Below are 21,086 nucleotides of genomic sequence, written 5' to 3'. Positions count from 1 at the left end.
CTGTTGTATAAACTCAAAAAGGCAACCAGGATTTTCCGGTCACCTTTTTTATTTTACAGCACCTTAGATAAAAATTCCTGCAGACGCGGATTCGTCGGATTTTCGAAAATTTCCTCCGGTGTTCCATCTACAAGAAGTTTACCGTCTGCCATAAAGAGCACACGGTTTCCTACCTCACGTGCGAATCCCATCTCATGTGTTACGACCACCATGGTCATGCCTTCTTTGGCAAGCTCTTTCATAACATCCAGAACTTCACCGACCATCTCCGGATCAAGAGCAGAAGTCGGTTCGTCAAACAGCATAACGTCAGGCTCCATCGCAAGGGCCCTTACGATTGCCACACGCTGCTTCTGACCACCGGAAAGCTGGATCGGATATGCATTTGCACGGTCAGCAAGACCGACACGGTCCAGAAGCTCCAGTGCTTTTTTCTCCGCTTCTTCTTTTGAAACACCCTTTACTTTCATCGGTGCAAGTGTCATATTATCCAGGATCGTCATATGTGGGAACAGGTTAAAATGCTGGAAAACCATGCCCATCTTCTGACGGAGGCTGTCGATGTCCAATTTTACTTTCTTTCCGGAAGCATCGACATATTTTTTCTTTGTGATATCTACGCCGTTAAAAATGATCTCACCGTCTGTCGGCTCTTCAAGGAGGTTCAGACTTCGGAGAAAAGTAGATTTACCGGATCCGGAAGGTCCGATCACTACCATAACATCACCTTTATTAATATCTGCGGTTACACCATCCAGAGCCTTGATCGCGCCTCTGTGATAATGTTTCTTAAGGTTTCTTACCTGAATCAGACTATCGCTTGTCGCCATGGCTCATTCTCCTTTCAAAATATGCAATCAGTTTGGAGGTCGGGAAGCACAGACAGAAATAAATTGCTGTCGCAACAAGCAGCGGCTCGATGATAATAAAGGTTGCTCCCTTGACTGCGTTTACGGCAGACATAATATCCTGAACACCGATGGTGTAGGTAATTGCAGATTCCTTGATGATAACAACAAACTCATTTGCGATCGCCGGAAGGATATTTTTGAGTGCCTGCGGAAGAATGATATAACGCAGGTTCATAGTCTGGGAAAGCCCCAGAGAACGTGCAGCTTCTGTCTGTCCCTGATCGATAGACTGGATTCCGGCACGGATGATCTCACAGAGATATGCGCCGGAGTTCATACCAAGTGCAACAACACCCGGGAAGAAACGATTGAACTTAATAAATCCAAACATCTGGAAAGACGGAAGATCGATCATTCCGAACACACCGTAGTAGATGATAAAAATCTGTACCAGTACCGGGGTGGAACGAAGGATTTCCACATAAGCAGTTGCTATAAAAGAAAGGGGATTGAATTTGGACAGCCACACCAGCGGTCCTCCCTCTCTCAGATGTCCATTACGGTCTACCGCAAGGGCACGGAACGGACGAATGTTTGACATACGCATCAGCGCAAGAATCAGCGCAAGTACAAAACCGATGGCAACCGTAAACATTGACAGCAATACGGTTACAAGGAGGCCCTGTCTGAATAACTGTGCATATGGGGCAATTTTGCCAAAATTGGATAATTTAATAAAACTGTCCATAAAAACTCCTTTCATGATATCGTTAATTCTTATGTATTATAGCAGAAAATAACGGACAGATAAACAATAATCCTCTGTCACAGGTTACTTTTATCCACCATATAAATATTACCTTGGAACGACAATATGGATTCCTGCCACCAAACGGGCAGGAATCCATTATTTATGCCAAAGTATGCGAGAGAAGCAGCCAGTGGCGGGCTCTCTGTATCACTTTATATGACTCAAAATCGGTCTGGATTATTCAGCGTCGTCTGCTTCCGGAACTGCGCCGTTTGCGTCCAGTGTTCCTTCATATGTCTGACCTGCTGCAAGCTCTGTTGCATCTGCGATGAATTTGTCCATGGAACCATCATCAAGAGCATCTGCGATTGCTTCGTTTACAGCTTTGAGAAGTTCTTCATTTCCTTTACAAACACCGATTGCAGAACCTTCTGTATCATATGGTACGTCGCATACGATCTCAAGATCCGGATAGTTTTTCTGATAGCTTTCTGCTACAGCTGTCTCAATGAATGCGCCATCCATTTTACCTGTCAGAAGCTCTGTGATAAGGTCTGTAACCTTCGGCAGAGATACGATATCTGCATCCGGAGTATTTTCGTTTGCAAGATCAAGCTGGATAGAACCGGTCTGTGCTCCGATAGAGTAATCTTTGTTGTTTGCATCTTCAAGAGTCTTGAACTGATCAGCTTTGTCTTTTACTGTTACGAAAGACTGTCCGCCCTTGTAATACAGATCTGAGAACTCCATAGCATCTGCACGAGCCGGGTCCGGTGAAAGACCTGCCATGCCAAGGTCAACGTTTTTCTGTGAAAGCTCGCTTAATACACCGTCGAAGTCCATCGGAACTACTTCCAGTTCCAGTCCCATCTTGTCTGCGATGTACTGAGCCAGATCCATATCAAATCCGGAAAGTGTCGGGTTGCCATCTTCGTCGATTGAATAGAATTCATATGGTGCGAAGTCCGGGCTTGTTGCAACTGTAAGCTTGCCATCTGTAACAGTCTCTACCTTATCATCAGCCATTGCCGGAACTGCCATAGAAACAGCCATAACTGCACCAATCATAATTGCTGTAATTTTCTTTAAGTTCATCTTCTCTTCCTCCTCGATTTTCACTGAGAATATTTATGCATGAAAATGCATAATTTCTTTTCATTTTTCTTATTGTATCACACTATTTCAAAATTACAAGCACTACTTTCTTTTATAAGTATACAAATTTTTTTATGCATTCCCTTTTTACCTTGTTAAAACGCCCAAAGTCTTATATAATAAGAAATATTCTTTCATATTTTATTGTGTTAAATTTCTGTTGTTCTGGAATTTTGGTTGTCACTATATTGACAGATATAAGGGGGACTGCTCTATGGGAATGAATCAGACACCCGCATCCGAACGGGTACATATCAGTTTTTTCGGAAAAAGAAATGCCGGAAAATCAAGCGTCATCAATGCCGTGACCGGGCAGGATCTCGCCATCGTTTCGTCTGTCCGGGGTACAACAACTGATCCCGTATATAAGACCATGGAACTTCTGCCGCTTGGCCCTGTCATGATCATTGACACTCCCGGGATTGACGATGAGGGAGAACTTGGTGCACTTCGCGTCCGCAAAAGCTATCAGGTACTGAATAAAACCGACATTGCGATTCTGGTTGTCGACAGTACGACCGGTAAAGGTGAAGAAGAGCTTGCTCTGATCCACCGCTTTCACAAAAAAGGAATTCCATATCTTGTCGTATATAATAAAATTGACCTGCTTTCCGGCGAAGAAATCAAAGATCTTGCCATGTCCGTCCGGCCAGGTGAAGTTCTGGTCAGTGCCGCAGATGGCATGAATATTCAGGAATTAAAAGAAAAAATCGCCACGCTGAAACCTGAGGACACGCATAAATATCCGCTGATTCAGGATCTGATCGAGCCACTGGATCTCGTTATTCTTGTTGTCCCAATCGACAAAGCCGCACCAAAAGGCCGTCTGATCCTGCCGCAGCAGCAGACGATCCGCGATATTCTGGAACGGGGAGCGCTGTCGCTCGTTGTGCGGGATACCGAGTTAAAAAGTACTCTGGATCATTTTCTGGCGCAGGGTGTCTGTCCGAAGCTGGTCGTTACAGACAGTCAGGCTTTTGCCCGTGTTTCGAAAGACGTGCCTGAAAACATCACCTTAACTTCGTTTTCGATTCTTTTTTCAAGATACAAAGGCGAACTGGAAACACAGCTTGAAGGTGTTGCTGCACTTTCTTCCATTCAGGACGACGACCGTATTCTGATAGCAGAGGGCTGTACACACCATCGCCAGTGCGGAGACATCGGAACCTGCAAGATTCCGAACTGGATTCGGAACTATACAGGAAAGAAACCTGTGTTTGAATTTACTTCCGGCACGGAATTTCCTGACGATGTTTCTTCCTATAAAATGGTTGTTCACTGCGGTGGCTGTATGCTGAATGAACGCGAAATGAAATATCGCATTGCCTGCTGCCGTGATCAGGGTGTGCCGATCACAAACTATGGTCTTTTGATCGCTCAGGTAACCGGAATTCTGAAAAGGAGTCTCGGACCATTCCCGGAGATGCAGAAACTGGTTTAAGGTTTGTTTATATTCCGTTTCTAAAATGACTGGAAAAATTTTAACTTAGTTTCACAAAGACATAACATTTTGGGGTTATACTGGAAACTCGTAAGAAAAAAGGGAAGTATTATATCAGGGAGAATATTAATTTAAATAGGAGGATTTATTTTATGAAATTTACAAAAATGCATGGTATCGGCAACGATTACGTATATGTAAACTGTTTTGAGGAGACCGTCTCCAATCCGTCTGCCGTCGCAAAATTTGTCAGTGACCGTCATTTCGGTATCGGTTCGGACGGACTGATTCTGATCAAACCATCCGACATCGCAGACTGCGAAATGGACATGTACAATCTCGACGGTTCTCAGGGCGCCATGTGCGGAAACGGCATCCGCTGTGTCGCAAAATATGCTTACGACTACGGCATTGTCAATAAGACAAGTATTTCCGTTGCCACAAAAAGCGGAATCAAATATCTTGATCTTACTCTCGGCAAAGATGGTAAGGTTGCCCTCGTAAAAGTCAATATGGGCGCACCGATTCTGACTTCCAGACAAATTCCTGTTGTTTCTACCAAAGAACAGGTAATCAATGAACCTCTGCATGTGGATGGCGAAACTTACCATATCACTGCTGTCTCTATGGGAAACCCACATGCGATCGTATACATGGATGAGCTGAAAAACCTTGACATCGAAAAACTCGGTCCGAAATTCGAAAATCACATTAATTTCCCGGATCGTATCAATACCGAGTTTGTAAAAGTCATTGACCGCCACACCCTGCAGATGCGTGTCTGGGAACGCGGTTCCGGCGAGACACTTGCCTGCGGTACAGGTGCTTGTGCAGTCGCTGTTGCATCCACCCTTAACGGTCTGGTAGATGAAGACAAGCCGGTTACCGTAAAACTGCTCGGCGGCGACCTGCAGATCCTGTGGAACCGCCAGGAAAATCTCGTATACATGACCGGTCCGGCAACTACTGTGTTTGACGGGGAGATTGATGTATCTTCTCTTGAAAAATAGAATATAATTTTATATACTTTCTTAAACAGGTCATATCATCAGGAGGCAGTTGAATGAAGTATAATTTACCGGACAGAGTTTTTCGGGAACTCTCTGCACTGGCCCGTAAATATTCAATTACAAAAATCATTCTGTTCGGTTCCCGTGCAAGAGGAACAAATACCGAAAGAAGTGATATTGACATAGCTGTATATGGTGGAAATTTTGAAGATTTCTATTGGGATGTTAAAGAAAAAATAAATTCTCTTTTGATTTTTGATATAATTCAGGCTGATTCTCAGATTTCAGATGAACTGAAAAAAGAAATTAAAAAGGACGGTGTCGTAATCTATGAAAAAACTTGATAATTTTTCAAATTGTCTGTCCATACTGAAAAACGCTGATTTTAAATTAGCCGAAACTAATGACATTTATCGTACAGGCATTATCGGCCAATTTAATTTATCTTTTGAACTTGCATGGAAAGCTCTGCAGGAAATTATGAGACTACATGGTGTACAGGGCTCTGATACCGGTTCTCCAAGAGAGCTTCTGCAGCTTGCTTATAAAGTTGGCTTTATAAATGATTCGTCTGTCTGGCTATTAATGTTAAAGAAAAGAAATACATCTGTCCATATATATAACGAAGCTGAAATTGATGAAATGATCATGCTGATACGCGACAGTTTTCTGCCAGCTTTTACCGATCTCGAAAAGACTCTGCAATGCAAACTGGCAGAAGCAGAAAGTGACTGGGATTAATGGAACTCTGATTATTTTAGAATAATTCTTCACAGAGCGGCTGTGCTTCAGCTCCCCTGCCCCCTCATTCATGAGGGGATAAGGGGTTTCTTTTTTATTTAAAATACTTCATAATATGTGGACAAGATACCTGTGCATGGCAAAAACGTACCCGGTTATTCTTCGGATTCAAAATGGCAACATTAGATTTTCAAAAGCTATTAGATTATACCAATAGCTTAGATTCGTATGCTTCAAATAAGAAAACAGCAGGATTCTTCTCTCATATGGAGCAGATATCCTGCTATTCTTATAATTTTTATGAAAAATATTTTTCTTTGATGATCTCTACCGGCATATCTTCTCCGGTCCAGAGCTTGAAGGAAGCAGCTCCCTGATACAGAAGCATGTACATACCGTTTCCGGTCTTGCAGCCGGCTTCTTTTGCTTCACGGAGAAGTCTTGTCTCCTGCGGATTATAGATTACGTCAAATACAAACAAATCTTTGTGGAACATGCTGGTATCAGTGATGATTGTTCTGTCCACATTCGGCGCCATACCTACGGAAGTACCGTTTACAAGGATCGCACTCTCTGCGATGGATGCACGGAGGATTTCCGGATCATCGTAATCATGCAGAGTAACTTTGCACTCTGTCCGTTCATTCAATCTGGCAACGATTTCTTCTGCTCTGCTGAAGAAATTGTCTCTTACGTTGAATACGTTGATCTCAGCCACGCCATCCAGTGCAGCCTGTACAAGAATTGCTGTTGCAGCTCCGCCGGCACCGAGAAGTGTCATCTTTTTACCGATGATGTCGACACCATTTTCGGCAACCGCTCTCATAAATCCAACGCCGTCTGTCGTATAAGCTGTCAGTACACCATTGTCGTTGACGATCGTATTACATGCTCCGGAGATCTCGGATGCAGGAGATACTTTGTCAGCAAGTTTGCACATGATGTTCTTGCCCGGCATGGTAATGTTCCAGCCTCTGGCTCCCATTGTGCGAAGTCCCTGAACAGCTTCCGGCATTTTATCCTCCGGTACGTCAAATGCAAGATATGTATAATCCAGCCCGAGCTGATCGCATGCTTCGTTGTGCATTTCCGGGGAAACGCTGTGTGCAACCGGGCTTCCAAGTAAACATAATAATCCGGTGTGTCCTGTGATATGTTTTGACATAATCCATTTTCCTTTCCGCGTCTAAAAATTTGGCAATTTCCTCTCGCCTCTACATGTGGTTTATTATACACGATTTAAAGTGATAAAGCAAGGCTGTGTTTTATCATGTTTCGTCATGGTTTTTATATACGGCATTTGGCATAAATTGACATAAAACTACATTCCCGCAATCTTTATCCGGCAGTTGCTTACAGCAACGTTTTCAATACACTCAACACACCATCTTCTGCATAAGACGGGCATACGGCTTTTGCTGCCATGCGCACTTCTTCTCTGGCATTTGCCACTGCATAGCTGAATCCAGAATCTTTCAGCATCGCGATATCATTGATGTTATCCCCAAAGGTGCAGGTTTCTTCCGGCGATATCCCCAGATATTCCTGAAGAAATGCCACCGCACTTCGTTTATCGGCACCAAGCGGTGTTCCGTCCATCCACTCTTTTCCGGCTGCTGCAAGATTTATCTTGTCTTTCCAGTATGGTGTAAAAACCGGTGCACACAATTCTTCGCATCGTTCCTGATGATACACTGCGATCTTCATGATCTGCTCACCTTCAAGATGCATCATATCCGGAACCTCACGGATATCATATCCATAGGAATCCCTGAGCCAGCGGAACATCTTGCTTTTGGAATTTTCTGCAAAGCATCTGTCTGGTCCCGAAATAAAATAATCACATTCCGGCAGCTCTGTCTTAACCATCTTGGCCATGTTCTTCCAGATCTCGTCCGGCAGCGTGTGGATTTTCAGTATTTTTTCTGATGTACGGATCAATGTTCCACCATCTGATACAAAAAAGATCTGGTCTTTTACCGGCGCAAAAAGCTGGCTTTCGCTGCTGTACTGTCTGCCCGAGCATACTGCAAAGTAAATTCCTTTTTTTCTCAGTTTCTTTATAACATCCATGTACTCCGGATTGATTTCCAGCGTTCCATCCTTCACCAGAGTACCGTCTACATCACTGACAACAAGTTTTATCATTTGAATTATCCTCCCCCCAAAAAGCACCGATAGATTTCATAGTATTCTCCTGTGAATCAGATGTCAACAGCTTTCAGCGCATAATTTTTATGTAATAGGAACATTGCGGAGTAATTTCCTATTACATAAAAAAACCGCGCACCGGTCTCATGCCAGTGCGCAGTCCTTATGGAATTACACGACTCAAGGGAGAGTCTTCAAAAATATGTTCAGAATCTGAGATTACTTAGATTCCAAGTTTTTCTTTCATGTAATCTACCGGTGTGTCTTTTCCTGTGTAAAGTTTGATGGCAATCAGTGCCTGAAACAGCATCATGCTCATACCATTGTAAACTTTTTCACATCCTGCTTCTTTTGCCTGTTTCATCATAACAGTTTCGCGTGGTGCATAAACAGTATCTGTTACGATCAGATCTTTCTTGAAGAAAGAAGTATCCGGGATGTTGGAAAGGTCTTCCAGCGGGTGCATACCTACACCTGTTGCATCACAGAAAAGATCTGCTGCGTGCATTTTTTCTTTGAGGAGATCATGATCTGCAAGGTCATTCATAGTAGCCTTGCAGTTTGTGTTTTTGTTGATCAGATCAACGATTTCTTCTCCACGGCTGTAGAATTTATCTTTAATGTTGAAGATTTCAATCTCTGCGATTCCGTCAAGGGCACCACGTACAGCGATTGCAGTTGCAGCTCCGCCGGTTCCGATCAGAACCATCTTCATTCCTTTGAAATCAATGCCTTCTTCTTTGAGTCCCTGCCAGTATCCCATACCGTCAGTGTTGTAGCCTTTAAGCTTTCCGGTAACCTGTCCGTTTTCATCACGCATGTTTACAACTGTGTTGATCGCACCACATAATTTTGCTGCTTCGTCAACTTCGTCCAGATATTTATGAACAACAGTTTTGTTTGGCATGGAGATGTTGGAGCCGAGCATTTTGAGAGCGCGGATACTCTGAACAGCGTCTTTCAGGGAATCGTTGTCTACTTCGAATGCAAGCTGAATAACGTCATCACCGTTTTTGTCGTATGCAAGGTTGTGTGTTGTCGGTGACTGTGTATGACGGATCGGGTAAGCCATTAATCCTACTAATTCTGTATGTCCTGTTACGTTTGGCATGATTTTTTCCTCTTTTCTTTATATTTCATAAATCGCTGCTTTCTCATGTTTGAGCGGGATCCAAGTTCAAATGTCTTGCCATGCAGGCATGACCGACATTTGGACCTTTTCTCCCTTGATATCATTTATTCAAGTGGCTCTAAGTGCAGGTATCCCTGGGATTCCAGCACGTTCAGGATTGCACGGCCTTCCATGGTTCCTTCCATAATACGGCGGGCACGTACGGAATCACCGATGGTGTATACATAAGTGTCTGTATCCTTAAATGCTTCTTCAAGTTCCGGAAGTACCGGGTTGTTGGAACGCATTCCAAGGCAGTTGAAGCCAAGATCGAATTCCATATCCTTAATCTGTCCGTCCGGAAGTTTTACAGTAAATGCATTTTCTTTTACTTCCTGAAGTGCTGTGTTTACATATTCCTTCACGCCATATTTGTCATGTGTTTCACGCATGGAGCATTTGGTGATCGGGTCTGCAAGCATACCAATCTGAGGAAGCATATCAATGATCGTACATTCTGCTCCGCGAGGTGCAAAATATTCGATTACATCAAGTCCTACGGATCCGCCGCCGACAACAACGACTTTTTTGTCCTTGCATGCTTCATCCGGGTATTTGCCTGCATTCAGGTTGTTGATCATATCAAAAATTGTAGCCACGTTTCCGGCCTCGATGTTTTCTTTGAGACCTTTGATCGGTGGAACAAGCGGTACAGAACCGGTTGCATTTACAACGATGTCCGGCTTAAACTGTTTTACTTTTTCGACAGTTGCTTCTGTATTCAGGAAAACATAAAGATTTTTCAGTCTGGCAGCGCGTGCTTCCAGATATTTCGGAAAATCTTTCATACGGGTCTTGCTCGGAAGGTCTGAAATAAACGTGGAGAGACCTCCAAGGTGATCCTTCTTTTCCAGAACGAATACGTTGCATCCGACTTCTGCCGCTGTACATGCAGCTTCCAGCCCCGCTGTACCACCACCTACAACTACAACATTGCAGTTTTTGTTAACTTTGAGTGCTTTATAAATATCGCCTTCCGGTACAGCCGGGTTAACTGTACAACGGATCGGACGATTTACACCGATACGGTTTCCGGCACATCCCACGTTACATGAGATACATTTACGAATAATATCTTCCTCGCCGTTTTCTACTTTTTTTACCCAGTTCGGGTCTGCGATAAGACCACGTCCCATTCCGACGATATCTACGTCGCCGCTCTCGAGAATTTTCTCGACAACTTCAGGATCACGGTAGTTACCTGCATTGATAACCGGTTTCTTAAATTTATCTTTTACGGCTCTTGCCATATAAGATCTCCATCCATCCGGAAGATAGTTGGAGTCGATCTGATACTGAAGAGATGGATTCAGACCGCAGGAAACATCGTACATATCAATAAACTCATCGATATACTCCAGATATTCCAGTGTATCTTCCAGAGTATTTCCACCCGGTACTCTCTCTTCTGCAGAGATACGAACGATGATCGGGAACCACGGTCCTACATTTTTACGTACTTCTTCAAGTACCATACGAGGGAAACGCAGACGGTTTTCTACAGAACCGCCGAACTCGTCTGTTCTCTTATTATAGTAAGGGGATATGAACTGGCTCATCAGATAGGAATGTCCACAGTGAATCTCGATTGCGTCAAATCCGATTGCCTGAACACGCTTTGCAGCCTCTCCATATTTTTTAACAGTTGTAAGGATTTCTTCTTTTGTCATCGGACGCGGTGTTTCGCCGCCGGCTTTTGTCGGGATGTTCGAAGAAGAAACTGTTTCCATTCCGGTTCTTGATGAAGATGCGGAAGCACCGGCATGGTTTACCTGAATTGCGACTGTAGCACCATTCTTATGAAGGTTTTCTACGAGCTGATAATAGCGCGGCATAAAGCTGTCATGGTCAATACGGATCTGGCTTGTACCATTGGATCCTGCCGGATATTCGATATTTGCATTCTCGAGAATGATAAGACCTGTGCCGCCTTTTGCACGGAGTGAGTAATAATTCATATGACGGTTACTCATCTCACCGCTTGTCTCACCGTAGTTGGTTCCCATCGGGGTCATTGCAATACGGTTTTTAATTGTAGTTCTTTTAATTGTGATCGGTTCAAAAATCTTTGGGTATTCACTCTTCATGAAATTATCTCCTTATCAGTAAGTAACATTCACAAATAACATTCATAAACTCGAGTGGCAATCCTTTGTTTGTGACACAATTATCATAACTCTTTGTATTAAAAATTAACAATATCTTTCAGATAAATTTTTGATACGTTTTCGGTATCATTCGCATCTTCATCCTGCTGTGTCTTCATATATTCAATAAAACGCTCAACAGCCGGCAGCCGGTAACGGTCTTTCATCCAGAACATAAATACCTGACGATAGATTTCCAGTCCCTTCAAACTGTGAATATTGATTCCCTCTGCCTGCTCCAATATATCCGTCCTTGGCATCAGTGCGATTCCGAAATTTTCCCTTACAAGAGATACGATCGAATATTCATCCGGACATTCTACAATCATATTTGGACTGACCTGATATTTCTTATATAGATGTTTTGCATACGTCCCCATCCAGGATTCCTTCTCATAGCCAATTACCGGATAATGATTCAGTTCTGCAAGCGGTACTTCCCTTATTCCGGCAAGTGGATGCTGTTTCGGTGTAATGATAACCAGCTCCTGAGCACTGAGTGGAAAAAATTCCATATCATCTTTCTGAAGATAGCCGCCAAATCCAACGTCAAGCTCGCCGGTCCGCACCTTTGCAGCGATTGCCGGTGTATGATTCTGCCAGAAATTGAACACCACATTTTTGTTTTCTTCTTTATTTAAAAATTTTCGTACTTTATGTGGAATATAATGCCCCGCAAGCGGAAAAATATAACCGATATCAATCTTCCCGCCATCTGAAGAAAGCTCCTGCATCTTACCGACCGCTACATCGCAGTCACCCGCGATCCGGTCTGCATGCTCCAGAAAAAGGTATCCTGCTTTTGTAAGCGTCACTCCTCTGCCTTTCTTTTCAAAAAGAGCCACACCGAGTTCACTCTCTAACGCCGCCATGGAACGGCTCAAAGACGGCTGTGAAATATAGAGTTCTTCCGCTGCCTGATGATAGTTTTCCAGTCTTGCTACTTTTTGAAAATACAGAATCTGATTCAGTGTCATTTCCTTCTCCTCCTGTATATAATCTCCCATATTCCGGTAATTCCCCGTATTACCTTTTCTGATTATTATACCACACCACCATTAATGCATTCAATGCATTAGTTTTTCCCTTTAAAAGCATTAGACCACATGCATTGTACCTGTTAAAATACAGTTAAATGTTATTTTTTTAACACAATTCACCACGGCATTTCTAAAGTTTGTGACAGAACCCAAAGAAAACCGAAATCACTTTTTAAGAAAAGGAGAACAACATGAACAAGAAATATCTGCCAAGTGCATTGATTTTGTACTTGAACTACTTCATCCACGGTGTTGGATGCTCTATTCTGGGACAAGCAGTTATTAAGGACGCGCTTGCAGGCGCATGGGGCGTTGAGGCAATGGCAATCACAGCAATCTCTGCTGCACTCGGTCTCGGCCGTCTGATCGCACTTCCATTCGCAGGACCGCTCTCAGACAAACTTGGCCGCCGCATTTCCACAGCAATCGGAAGTGCTTCTTATGCAATCTACCTGATCGGTCTTGCACTTGCATTTAATGCCGGAACAAACGGTGGTTACACCATCGCTTATGTATGTGCAATCCTCGGTGGTATCGCAAACTCCTTCCTTGATACAGGTATCTACCCGGCAGTTTCCGAGATCATCTACAAAGCTCCAGGCGTTGCAACTATGGGAATCAAATTCTTCATCGCAATCGCACAGATGCTTCTTCCATTCGTACTGGGCGCTACAGTAGCTACAACAGCTGCAGGACTTACTTCCTACAACCGCCTGTTCTACGGATGCGGTATTATCTATATCATACTTTTTGTACTTGTATTCCTGTTTCCGCTTCCGGATGCTGACCAAAAAGCAGCCGGCAAAAAAGAAGGACTTATCGACAGCCTGAAACACACACATTTCTCTTTCGAATCCATCGCAATGATCCTGATCGGATTCACATGTACAGGTACTTTCCAGTTATGGCTGAACTGTGCACAGAACTTTGCAAAAGAAAATGTTGGCTGGGCTGATCCGTCCATCATGCAGACATACTACTCTGCAGGTACTCTGATCGCACTTGTAGTAACTGCTCTCCTTACAAGAAAAATCAAAGATGTTCGTTTCATCGTTATCTACCCGGTTATCTGCCTTGCAACTCTGATCGTTGTTCTTACAGGCCAGAGCCAGACACTGATGATCGCCGGTGCATTTATCATCGGATGGGCAGGTGCAGGCGGACTTCTTCAGATTGCAACATCCGTATGCAACATGTTGTTCCCTAAGATCAAAGGAACTGTTACAGCACTTGTTATGATTGCATCTTCTCTGTGTAACTACACAATCCTGACAGCAGCATCCAAAATGCAGCCTTCTCAGGTTATGATCATGAACATCGTACTTACTGCAGCAGGTGTTGTACTTGGTCTCTTTGTAAACATTCGTTACAAAAAAATGGTTGCTCTTGCTGAGGCAGACAATTAAAATAATATCAGGGTGAAAATTCAAAAAGAAAGGAAATCATCATGAATACAGTTAAAATCCGTGACATTGAGATTGGTACAGGCGCACCGAAGATCATCGTTCCGATCGTTGGCGTCACAAAAGAAGACATCATTGAAGAAGCAAAAACATTTGATTCTATTCCGATCGACGTTGTTGAATGGCGTGTAGACTGGTTTGAAGGTGTATTTGATTTTGCAAAAGTAGAAGATGTACTGAAAAACCTTCGCGAGATTCTTGGAAACATCCCGCTTCTTATGACTTTCCGTACTTCCAAAGAAGGTGGCGAAAAAGCTATCGAACCGGAAGCTTATGCTGAACTGAACATCAAAGCTGCACAGACCGGATATGTAGATCTCGTTGATGTTGAAATCTTTACCGGAGATGATATCGTAAAAAAAATCATCGACGGTGCTCACGCAGCCGGAGTCAAAGTCATCGCTTCCAACCATGACTTCTTCAAAACTCCTGCAAAAGCAGATATCATCTATCGTCTCCGCAAGATGCAGGATATGAACGCTGATATTCCGAAGATTGCAGTTATGCCTCAGAATAAAAAAGACGTTCTGACACTTCTCGCTGCTACAGAAGAAATGACCACAAACTATGCAGACAGACCGATCATCACCATGTCAATGGCAGGTACCGGCGTTATCAGCCGTCTCTGCGGTGAAGTATTCGGTTCTTCCATGACCTTTGGTGCTGCAAAGAAAGCCTCCGCACCGGGACAGATGGGAGTAAATGATCTGAATACAGTCCTTGGACTTCTTCATAGCGCAATGTAATGCAGCTATAATTACTTCTTGAAAATGCCGGTATTTTTATTTAAAATAAAAGTACCGGTGTTTTTTATAACTGTAAAGCGTTAAACAGTTATTCGTGAAAAAATATCTATACTTAATTTTTAAGGGAGGTCCTTCATGAAAAAAATACTTCACTGGCTGGACGAGAACCTCGAAGAATTTATCCTTGTTCTTTTCCTGATCGCCATGACGCTGATCATGGGTGTCCAGGTCTTTTGCAGATATGTTCTTGGCATGTCCCTGTCCTGGTCTGAGGAACTTACCAGATACCTCTTTATCTGGTGTGGATTTTTGAGCGTCAGCTACTGCAGCAAAAAATGTCTTTCTATCAAAATCGAGCAGTTCGTTGCGATTTTTCCCCGTCGTGGTAAAGCTTTATTTAAAGTAGTCAACCATACTTTTGAGCTGATCTTTTTCATCTATATGATTCCATTTGCCTGGTCTTATATGATGTCTTCTGTTCACAGTGGACAGCTTTCACCGGCTTGTGGTATTCCAATGTATTATGTACAGGCAGCACCTCTTGTCTCCTTTGTTCTGGTTGCCTTCCGTGTCCTGCAACGCTGGATCATAGAGTTCCGTGTTGCACGCGGCGAAAATGTATTTGATCCGGCTCATCCGGAACGCAATACTCCTGAGTCCTTCATCCAGGCAAATGCCGAATCACTCGGCGAAAATGCGCTGGAATCCGGTATCGACAACCGTATCAATACCATCAAAAATTCGAATGAGGAGGAACGCTAATGCCAGTCGTAGTTTTATTTATTATCTTTGTAGCCTTACTGGTCATCGCAGTTCCGGTATCCATCACTCTTGGGATTACATCTGTTCTTCCGTCCGTGTTTGATCCGTCCTTTACTGTCGGTGCCAAATATCTGATCCGTGCCATGTTCGGCGGTCTGGACTCTTTCCCGCTCCTTGCGGTTCCGATGTTTGTCCTTTCCGGTATCATCATGGCAAAAGGTGGTATTTCCAAAAAACTGTTTGATGTTTTTGCATACTTCCTCGGAAAGTTCACCGCTGGTATGCCGTGTGCTGTTATCGTCACCTGCCTTTTCTATGGTGCGATCTCCGGTTCTGCTCCTGCAACTGTTGCCGCGGTCGGAAGTATGACGATCCCGATCCTTACAATGCTGGGATATGACCTTACGTTTTCTACTGCGATCGTAGCCGTAGCCGGCGGTCTCGGTGTTATCATTCCACCGAGTATTCCGTTTATCATGTATGGTATGGCTTCCGGTGCCTCTGTCAGTGATCTGTTCCTTGCAGGTATCATCCCGGGACTGATGATCGGCGCACTCCTTATGGTCTATGCCATCTATCACTGCAAACGCTACGGTGAAGACAAAGAAAAGATTCACAGCGAAGTACAGATGCTTCACGACAAAGGTCTTCTGAAGGTTCTGAAAGAAAGTTTCTTCGCCCTTTTAAGTCCGGTCATCATTCTCGGATGTATTTATACCGGTGTTGCTTCTCCGACTGAGGCCGCCGTTATCTCTGTATTCTATGCACTGATCATCAGCCTGTTTGTATACAAGAGTATCAAGATCCGTGATATCTGGCCGATCCTTGTGGAGGCAATCCGTACCTTTACACCGATTCTTTTCATTCTGGCAGCATCTACCGCCTTTTCCAGAGTCCTTACTCTGATGCAGGTACCACAGACTGTCAGTGAATTTATCCTGAACAACTTCCACAGCCCGGTTGCGATCCTGCTGATCATCAACGTATTCCTGCTGATCGTCGGTATGGTCATGGATACCACACCGGCAATCCTGATCCTTACACCGATTCTTCTGCCGATCGTAGAAGCCATCGGAATGAACCCGATCCAGTTTGGTGTTATCATGGTTGTCAACCTTGCGATCGGATTTGTTACTCCGCCAATCGGTGTTAACCTGTTTGTTGCAAGTTCTCTGACGGATGTTCCGGTTATGCAGATTGCAAAGAAAGCCATGCCAATGATCGCCTTCTTCCTTGTTGCACTCCTGCTGATCACCTTCATCCCGGCACTTTCTATTGGAATCTTATAGGAGGAAAGACATGAAAAAATTTACTACAGCTACTACAGACATAAAAAAGCGTCGCATCCTCCGTGCGGTTCCGGTGCTGGCAGCTGCCGGAATCTTAAGCGTTGTTCTTGCCGGATGTGGTTCTTCCGATGAGGAAGTGCAGCGTTATTCCTGGCCACTGGCAACTGCAAGCCCCGAAGATACCGTCACACAGCTTTTTGCAGAAAAATTCGCCGAGGAAGTTTCTGACTTAAGTAATGGCAAAATGAAAATTCAGGTATACGCAAACTCCACACTCGGAGGCGACCGTGACCTCCTGGAGACCTGTTCCGACGGTGATATCCCGTTTGTCGTACAGAATACAGCTCCGCAGGTTTCTTTCATGAGTGATCTGGCAGTCTTTGACCTTCCATGCGTGTTCGATTCTCTGGATGACTGCCGTAAAAAGATCGATGATCCGGAATTTTACAGTCTGATCAGTGATGTTTATACAGACGGCGGCTATCATCTGCTTGGTATGGCAGATCAGGGATTCCGTGTTATGAGTACAAATAAACCAGTCAACAGTTTTGCAGATTTCAAGGGTCAGAAGATCCGTACCATGGAAAACAGTTATCATCTGGCATTCTGGAAAGCGCTTGGTGCAAACCCGACTCCGATGAGTTTCAGTGAGGTGTATATCGGTCTGCAGCAGCACACGATTGATGCGCAGGAAAACCCGTATGAAGTCATTGTTTCCAACAATCTGTATGAGCAGCAGGATTACGTCGTAGAGACGAATCATCTGCCGCATCTTATTTCCCTGATTGTCAATGATGAGTTCTTTAAAGACCTTCCAAAGGATGAGCAGGAAATCATGACGGAGGCTGCACAGCTTGCTACAGAGTATGCAAGAGAACAGTCTGATGCACGAATTGCAGATAAGATTGCAACGATCGAAGAAAGCGGAACAGAGATTATTACACTGTCCGATAAGACACGGAAAGAAATCCGTGATGCATCAAAGGGTGTGTATGAATCGATCAGGGAAGTGATTGATCCTGCAATCTATAATTCTTACATGGATGGTATTGAAGAATAGTAATATAGTTCCAAAAAAGTAGTATCCTGTCTGATTTCTACAGGCGGTTTCAAAAATTCGGATATACTAAGGAAAGAAAATCCTACAAAAAACGTCCATCAAAATGCCAAACTCGCTTACACTCAAACAGTGTCATTTTGATGGACAAAGTAGTATTTTATTTCCAAAGTATATCTTCGAATTTTCTCAAGGCCTGCATAACCCAGACAGGATACTCTTTTTTACTGTATTCCCCTTCTCCCCTCACATAGCAAATTCAGGTCTTCCTTCGACTATCACTTTCTGACTCTCCGGCTCTCACTTTCCCCTCTGAACAATGTCTAAATACAAAGAAAAAGCGTCTCGTATCTGATTTACAGGACTTGAAAAGATCTGCTCGAAGTACTTAGAGAATAAAAGATTACATTGCTTCGAAAAATGACACTGTCTGAGCGATAGCGAGTTTGTCATTTTTTCGGAGCGTTTTTGTAAGCTTTTCTTCTCTTAGTACTTCCAGATCTTTGAACCGTCCTGACAGATCAGATACGAGACGCACATTCTTATATTTAGCACTTTCAGCTTTACAAAATCATCTGCTGAAACCGAAGGCCAACACATTTATACACCGACTGCGATCTCACTTCACATTCAGATATACATCCTCTCTTGTATGGAATCCCCCATCTATGATCACTTCATCCATATTCTCCGCGGTCACGGCCACAGGTGTGATCTTGTAATACGGTATGTCATTCGAACCGTCATTGAAAGTCTCTTTAACGGAAATCCCATTTTTTTCCTTACTGATATCCTCTCCGTTTCCAAGTCTGACGGCAAGTTCTGCCGCCGTTGAAGCTTCCTGCTCGATTGATTTGTACACCGTCATTGTCTGGGTACCTTCCACGATCCGCTGGCATGCTGCAAGGTCCGCATCCTGTGCTACAACAGCCACCTGTCCGGCAAGACGGTTCTCTGACAGCACTTTTACCGCCTGGCTTGCAAGGTCATCATTTCCACACATAACCCCGACAACATCATCCGTAATCTCCAGTCCTTTATTTACATGTGCAGCCGCCAGCTCTGCCAGCCAGTTATCACAGTACCCACTGTAAACTATATCCAGATTACTGTCTTTTAAGGCTTCTTTAAAGCCCTTCTCAACTTCCTCTACATTCTTATCAGTCGGAGACCCGTAAATGGCAAAGATATTTCCACCATCAGGGCAGGCTTTGATCAGAGATTCTCCCATCAGCGTTCCAACCATCTCATTGTCGATCGTGATATACAGGTCTGCATTTACATTAGGTGTGATTCTGTCATAGCAGATAACATAAATCCCCTTGCTCTTTGCTTCTTTCACAACATCATACAGTGCGTCACCGTCAATCGGGATGATTGCGATCACATCCATCTTCTTCTGGATAAAATACTCGATCTGAGAAATCTGCTCATCCACAACACCGCCGGCGACCTGCACATTTACTTCTGCCCCCAGCCCCTGTGCAGTCGATACAAACATATCGCGGTCACGCAGCCATCGCTCAATAACAAAAGAATCAAAACTCAGCCCAATCTGAAGTTTATCATCTTCTTTTGAATCTTCACTGGCAGTTTCTTCTGTTCCGGTTCCGCATCCGGTCAGAAGAATCAACACCAACACTCCAATTATCAGAAAAATACCTGTTTTTCTTTTCATTCCCCATACCTCGTTTTATATTCACTTGGTGTCATATCCGTCTGTTTCTTAAAAATTCTGCTGAAATAGTTCGGATCTGTATAACCACTCCGTATTCCGGCTTCCTTGATACTGATATCCGGTTTTACAAGAAGTTCCTTCGCTTTTTCAATACGGATCTTCGTCAGATATTCAATAAAATTTTCACCGGTCTCTTCTTTAAAAATCTTACTGAAATAATACGGACTGATATTCACAAGGCCCGAAACATCGTCAAGTGAAATATCTTTACTGTAGTTTTCCTGAATATACAGCATTGCTTTCTTTGCTGCAGAATTGGATCGTTCTTCCTTCTGATCCCGGATTGCCCGGCAGGCATTGACCATTTTATCAAGGAACCATTTACGGAGTTCTTCATAGTTTTTGCAGGCCATCGCCACGTCCAGATAGTCGCGGCGATAACTGAATCCATAATTGACTGCGCCCGCCTCAAATGCTTTCTTTTCGCCCCATATAATATATTCCAGTACTTTCAGACGGATGTTGTTCATGTCCTCCGCATAATGCGCCAGCATCCAGTCAAAGAAGTCATTCATCTCCTGTACGCATTCCTTTTCTTTCCCTTCTTCCAGATAGCGAAAAATACTTTTTTCCATTTCTACCGGAAATTCTTCATCATATACACCATTCTGAGAAAGGTCTTCAATATGTATCACGCGGCTCTTGCTTCCGTTCAATGCACGAAGTGCCTCACGGTAAGAGCGCTCCATTTCCTGCATTTCCCGCACCCTTCCGATACCGATTCGGAATTTTGCCTCAATCCTTCCCTCAAGCTTCGAGATCAGACTCCTCGAACTTTCTACAAGGTCGATTCTCTCCTCATAAGAATTTGCCGAAATCGGACACGGAACAACGATTGGAATACGGTTGGACATGATAGAACCAACTGCACAGGAAAAATAAGATTTCACAATATCCCGAATTTCTCCGTAAAATTCCTGTGCTTTTACATTCATGCCGACCTGGCTGACCAGTCTGCCATTCTCATAAGACTGACCAAACTGCAGGATCATGACATATCCCTGACTGTCTTCAATGTCCAGAAGCTGCTGGTAATAATCTGCCGCCTGCATTTCCTGCTGAAAAAGCAGACTTCCGACAAAGCTGCTCTCCACAACCGGAATAACCGTCTCCAGTTTTTCCTGAATCTTTAAGAGATTGCTTCTCTGATTTCGTTTTGCATCAACTTTTCCAATTGCCTCCTCTACAGCCGCAATAATCTTTGCTCTGGGTATTGGTTTCGTCAGATAACGTTCTACACCCAGATCGATTGCTTCTTTTGCATAATCAAATTTGTCATATGCCGATACTACATAAAACAGTGCTGTGGTATTAAATTTCCGTATCTCCCTCATTGCCTGAATACCGTTGATTCCGGGCATATGAATATCCATAAACACCACATCCGGATGGAAAGTCTCGGCAATCTCTGTAACTGCCCTTCCGGTCTTTGCAGTCTCAACGACACATTCCTCTCCAAATGCACCGGCTATGACACTTTTGAATGCTTCCAGCATAATTCCCTCATCATCTGCTACCAAGATTCGATACATACTCTCATTTCCCCTTTTGCTTACCTTCTGTTGTCTGATTT

19 protein-coding genes are annotated in these 21,086 nt (G+C 43.7%); 9 read left to right on the top strand and 10 right to left on the bottom strand.

Going from position 1 to position 21,086, the window contains the following annotated elements:
* Window positions 1–53 precede the first annotated feature (53 nt).
* From DWW86_RS05820 to DWW86_RS05810, 3 genes are all read right to left on the bottom strand, one after another.
* On the bottom strand, window positions 54–812 hold the full coding sequence (locus tag DWW86_RS05820; RefSeq protein ID WP_207650014.1) for an amino acid ABC transporter ATP-binding protein: 759 nt from the start codon (window positions 810–812) through the stop codon (window positions 54–56).
* A 1-nt stretch (window position 813) separates the two neighbouring features.
* Window positions 814–1,599 carry an amino acid ABC transporter permease gene (locus DWW86_RS05815; protein ID WP_015541944.1) on the bottom strand — a complete coding sequence of 262 codons (786 nt, stop codon included), beginning with the start codon at window positions 1,597–1,599 and terminating at the stop codon, window positions 814–816.
* Between the two features lie 240 nt (window positions 1,600–1,839).
* The gene (locus DWW86_RS05810; RefSeq protein ID WP_072522035.1) at window positions 1,840–2,697 is read right to left on the bottom strand and encodes a transporter substrate-binding domain-containing protein; all 858 of its coding nucleotides are present in this window, start codon (window positions 2,695–2,697) and stop codon (window positions 1,840–1,842) included.
* A 274-nt stretch (window positions 2,698–2,971) separates the two neighbouring features.
* Between DWW86_RS05810 and hydF the strand changes: the two genes are divergently transcribed.
* The 4 genes from hydF to DWW86_RS05790 all read left to right on the top strand — a co-directional run bounded on the left by hydF (window position 2,972) and on the right by DWW86_RS05790 (window position 5,949).
* A complete protein-coding gene (hydF, locus tag DWW86_RS05805) occupies window positions 2,972–4,198 on the top strand; it encodes a [FeFe] hydrogenase H-cluster maturation GTPase HydF (RefSeq protein WP_117942545.1) in 1,227 nt (408 codons plus the stop codon).
* A gap of 152 nt (window positions 4,199–4,350) precedes the next feature.
* Complete coding sequence (gene dapF, locus DWW86_RS05800) at window positions 4,351–5,208, top strand: diaminopimelate epimerase (protein WP_072522037.1); 858 nt, start codon at window positions 4,351–4,353, stop codon at window positions 5,206–5,208.
* A 53-nt stretch (window positions 5,209–5,261) separates the two neighbouring features.
* Window positions 5,262–5,552 (top strand): nucleotidyltransferase family protein, encoded by a 291-nt coding sequence (locus DWW86_RS05795; RefSeq protein WP_015541940.1) that lies wholly within the window; start codon window positions 5,262–5,264, stop codon window positions 5,550–5,552.
* Window positions 5,539–5,949, top strand: coding sequence for an HI0074 family nucleotidyltransferase substrate-binding subunit (locus DWW86_RS05790; RefSeq protein ID WP_117942544.1), 411 nt, complete (start codon window positions 5,539–5,541; stop codon window positions 5,947–5,949). Before DWW86_RS05795 ends, DWW86_RS05790 begins: the two co-directional genes overlap by 14 nt.
* A 298-nt stretch (window positions 5,950–6,247) precedes the next feature.
* On the opposite strand, the gene aroE is transcribed toward DWW86_RS05790, so the two are convergent.
* From aroE to DWW86_RS05765, 5 genes are all read right to left on the bottom strand, one after another.
* Window positions 6,248–7,114: a shikimate dehydrogenase gene (gene aroE, locus DWW86_RS05785; RefSeq protein ID WP_117942543.1), complete on the bottom strand. Its 867-nt coding sequence runs from the start codon at window positions 7,112–7,114 to the stop codon at window positions 6,248–6,250.
* Window positions 7,115–7,302: 188 nt separating this feature from the next.
* Window positions 7,303–8,097, bottom strand: coding sequence for a Cof-type HAD-IIB family hydrolase (locus DWW86_RS05780; protein ID WP_117942542.1), 795 nt, complete (start codon window positions 8,095–8,097; stop codon window positions 7,303–7,305).
* Window positions 8,098–8,323: 226 nt separating this feature from the next.
* Window positions 8,324–9,214: a quinate/shikimate dehydrogenase gene (locus DWW86_RS05775; protein WP_334290851.1), complete on the bottom strand. Its 891-nt coding sequence runs from the start codon at window positions 9,212–9,214 to the stop codon at window positions 8,324–8,326.
* Between the two features lie 122 nt (window positions 9,215–9,336).
* Window positions 9,337–11,358, bottom strand: a complete 2,022-nt coding sequence (locus tag DWW86_RS05770) for an oxidoreductase (protein WP_072522052.1) — start codon at window positions 11,356–11,358, stop codon at window positions 9,337–9,339.
* A 98-nt stretch (window positions 11,359–11,456) separates the two neighbouring features.
* Window positions 11,457–12,395 carry a LysR family transcriptional regulator gene (locus DWW86_RS05765; protein WP_072522053.1) on the bottom strand — a complete coding sequence of 313 codons (939 nt, stop codon included), beginning with the start codon at window positions 12,393–12,395 and terminating at the stop codon, window positions 11,457–11,459.
* A 254-nt stretch (window positions 12,396–12,649) separates the two neighbouring features.
* Here DWW86_RS05765 and DWW86_RS05760 point away from each other — a divergent pair, with 254 nt between their 5' ends.
* From DWW86_RS05760 to DWW86_RS05740, 5 genes are all read left to right on the top strand, one after another.
* Window positions 12,650–13,864, top strand: coding sequence for an MFS transporter (locus DWW86_RS05760; protein ID WP_117942541.1), 1,215 nt, complete (start codon window positions 12,650–12,652; stop codon window positions 13,862–13,864).
* A gap of 38 nt (window positions 13,865–13,902) precedes the next feature.
* Window positions 13,903–14,667: a type I 3-dehydroquinate dehydratase gene (gene aroD / locus DWW86_RS05755; RefSeq protein WP_502696636.1), complete on the top strand. Its 765-nt coding sequence runs from the start codon at window positions 13,903–13,905 to the stop codon at window positions 14,665–14,667.
* 135 nt (window positions 14,668–14,802) lie between these two features.
* Window positions 14,803–15,429: a TRAP transporter small permease gene (locus tag DWW86_RS05750; RefSeq protein WP_072522056.1), complete on the top strand. Its 627-nt coding sequence runs from the start codon at window positions 14,803–14,805 to the stop codon at window positions 15,427–15,429.
* A complete protein-coding gene (locus tag DWW86_RS05745) occupies window positions 15,429–16,718 on the top strand; it encodes a TRAP transporter large permease (protein ID WP_117942539.1) in 1,290 nt (429 codons plus the stop codon). The genes DWW86_RS05750 and DWW86_RS05745 overlap by 1 nt, the downstream gene beginning before the upstream one ends.
* A gap of 10 nt (window positions 16,719–16,728) precedes the next feature.
* Entirely contained in the window at window positions 16,729–17,778 is a 1,050-nt protein-coding gene (locus DWW86_RS05740) for a TRAP transporter substrate-binding protein (protein ID WP_181985313.1), read from the top strand.
* Between the two features lie 616 nt (window positions 17,779–18,394).
* On the opposite strand, the gene DWW86_RS05735 is transcribed toward DWW86_RS05740, so the two are convergent.
* Together DWW86_RS05735 and DWW86_RS05730 are read right to left on the bottom strand one after the other, a co-directional pair.
* On the bottom strand, window positions 18,395–19,453 hold the full coding sequence (locus tag DWW86_RS05735; RefSeq protein ID WP_117942538.1) for a substrate-binding domain-containing protein: 1,059 nt from the start codon (window positions 19,451–19,453) through the stop codon (window positions 18,395–18,397).
* Window positions 19,450–21,045: a response regulator gene (locus tag DWW86_RS05730; RefSeq protein WP_117942537.1), complete on the bottom strand. Its 1,596-nt coding sequence runs from the start codon at window positions 21,043–21,045 to the stop codon at window positions 19,450–19,452. The genes DWW86_RS05735 and DWW86_RS05730 overlap by 4 nt, the downstream gene beginning before the upstream one ends.
* Between the last annotated feature and the right edge of the window lie 41 nt (window positions 21,046–21,086).

It is taken from the genome of Ruminococcus sp. AF17-22AC (assembly GCF_003460065.1).
Classification (GTDB): domain Bacteria; phylum Bacillota; class Clostridia; order Lachnospirales; family Lachnospiraceae; genus Blautia_A.
The sequence above is the reverse complement of the archived record's forward strand: the minus strand, read 5'-3'. Positions and strand labels throughout refer to the sequence as shown.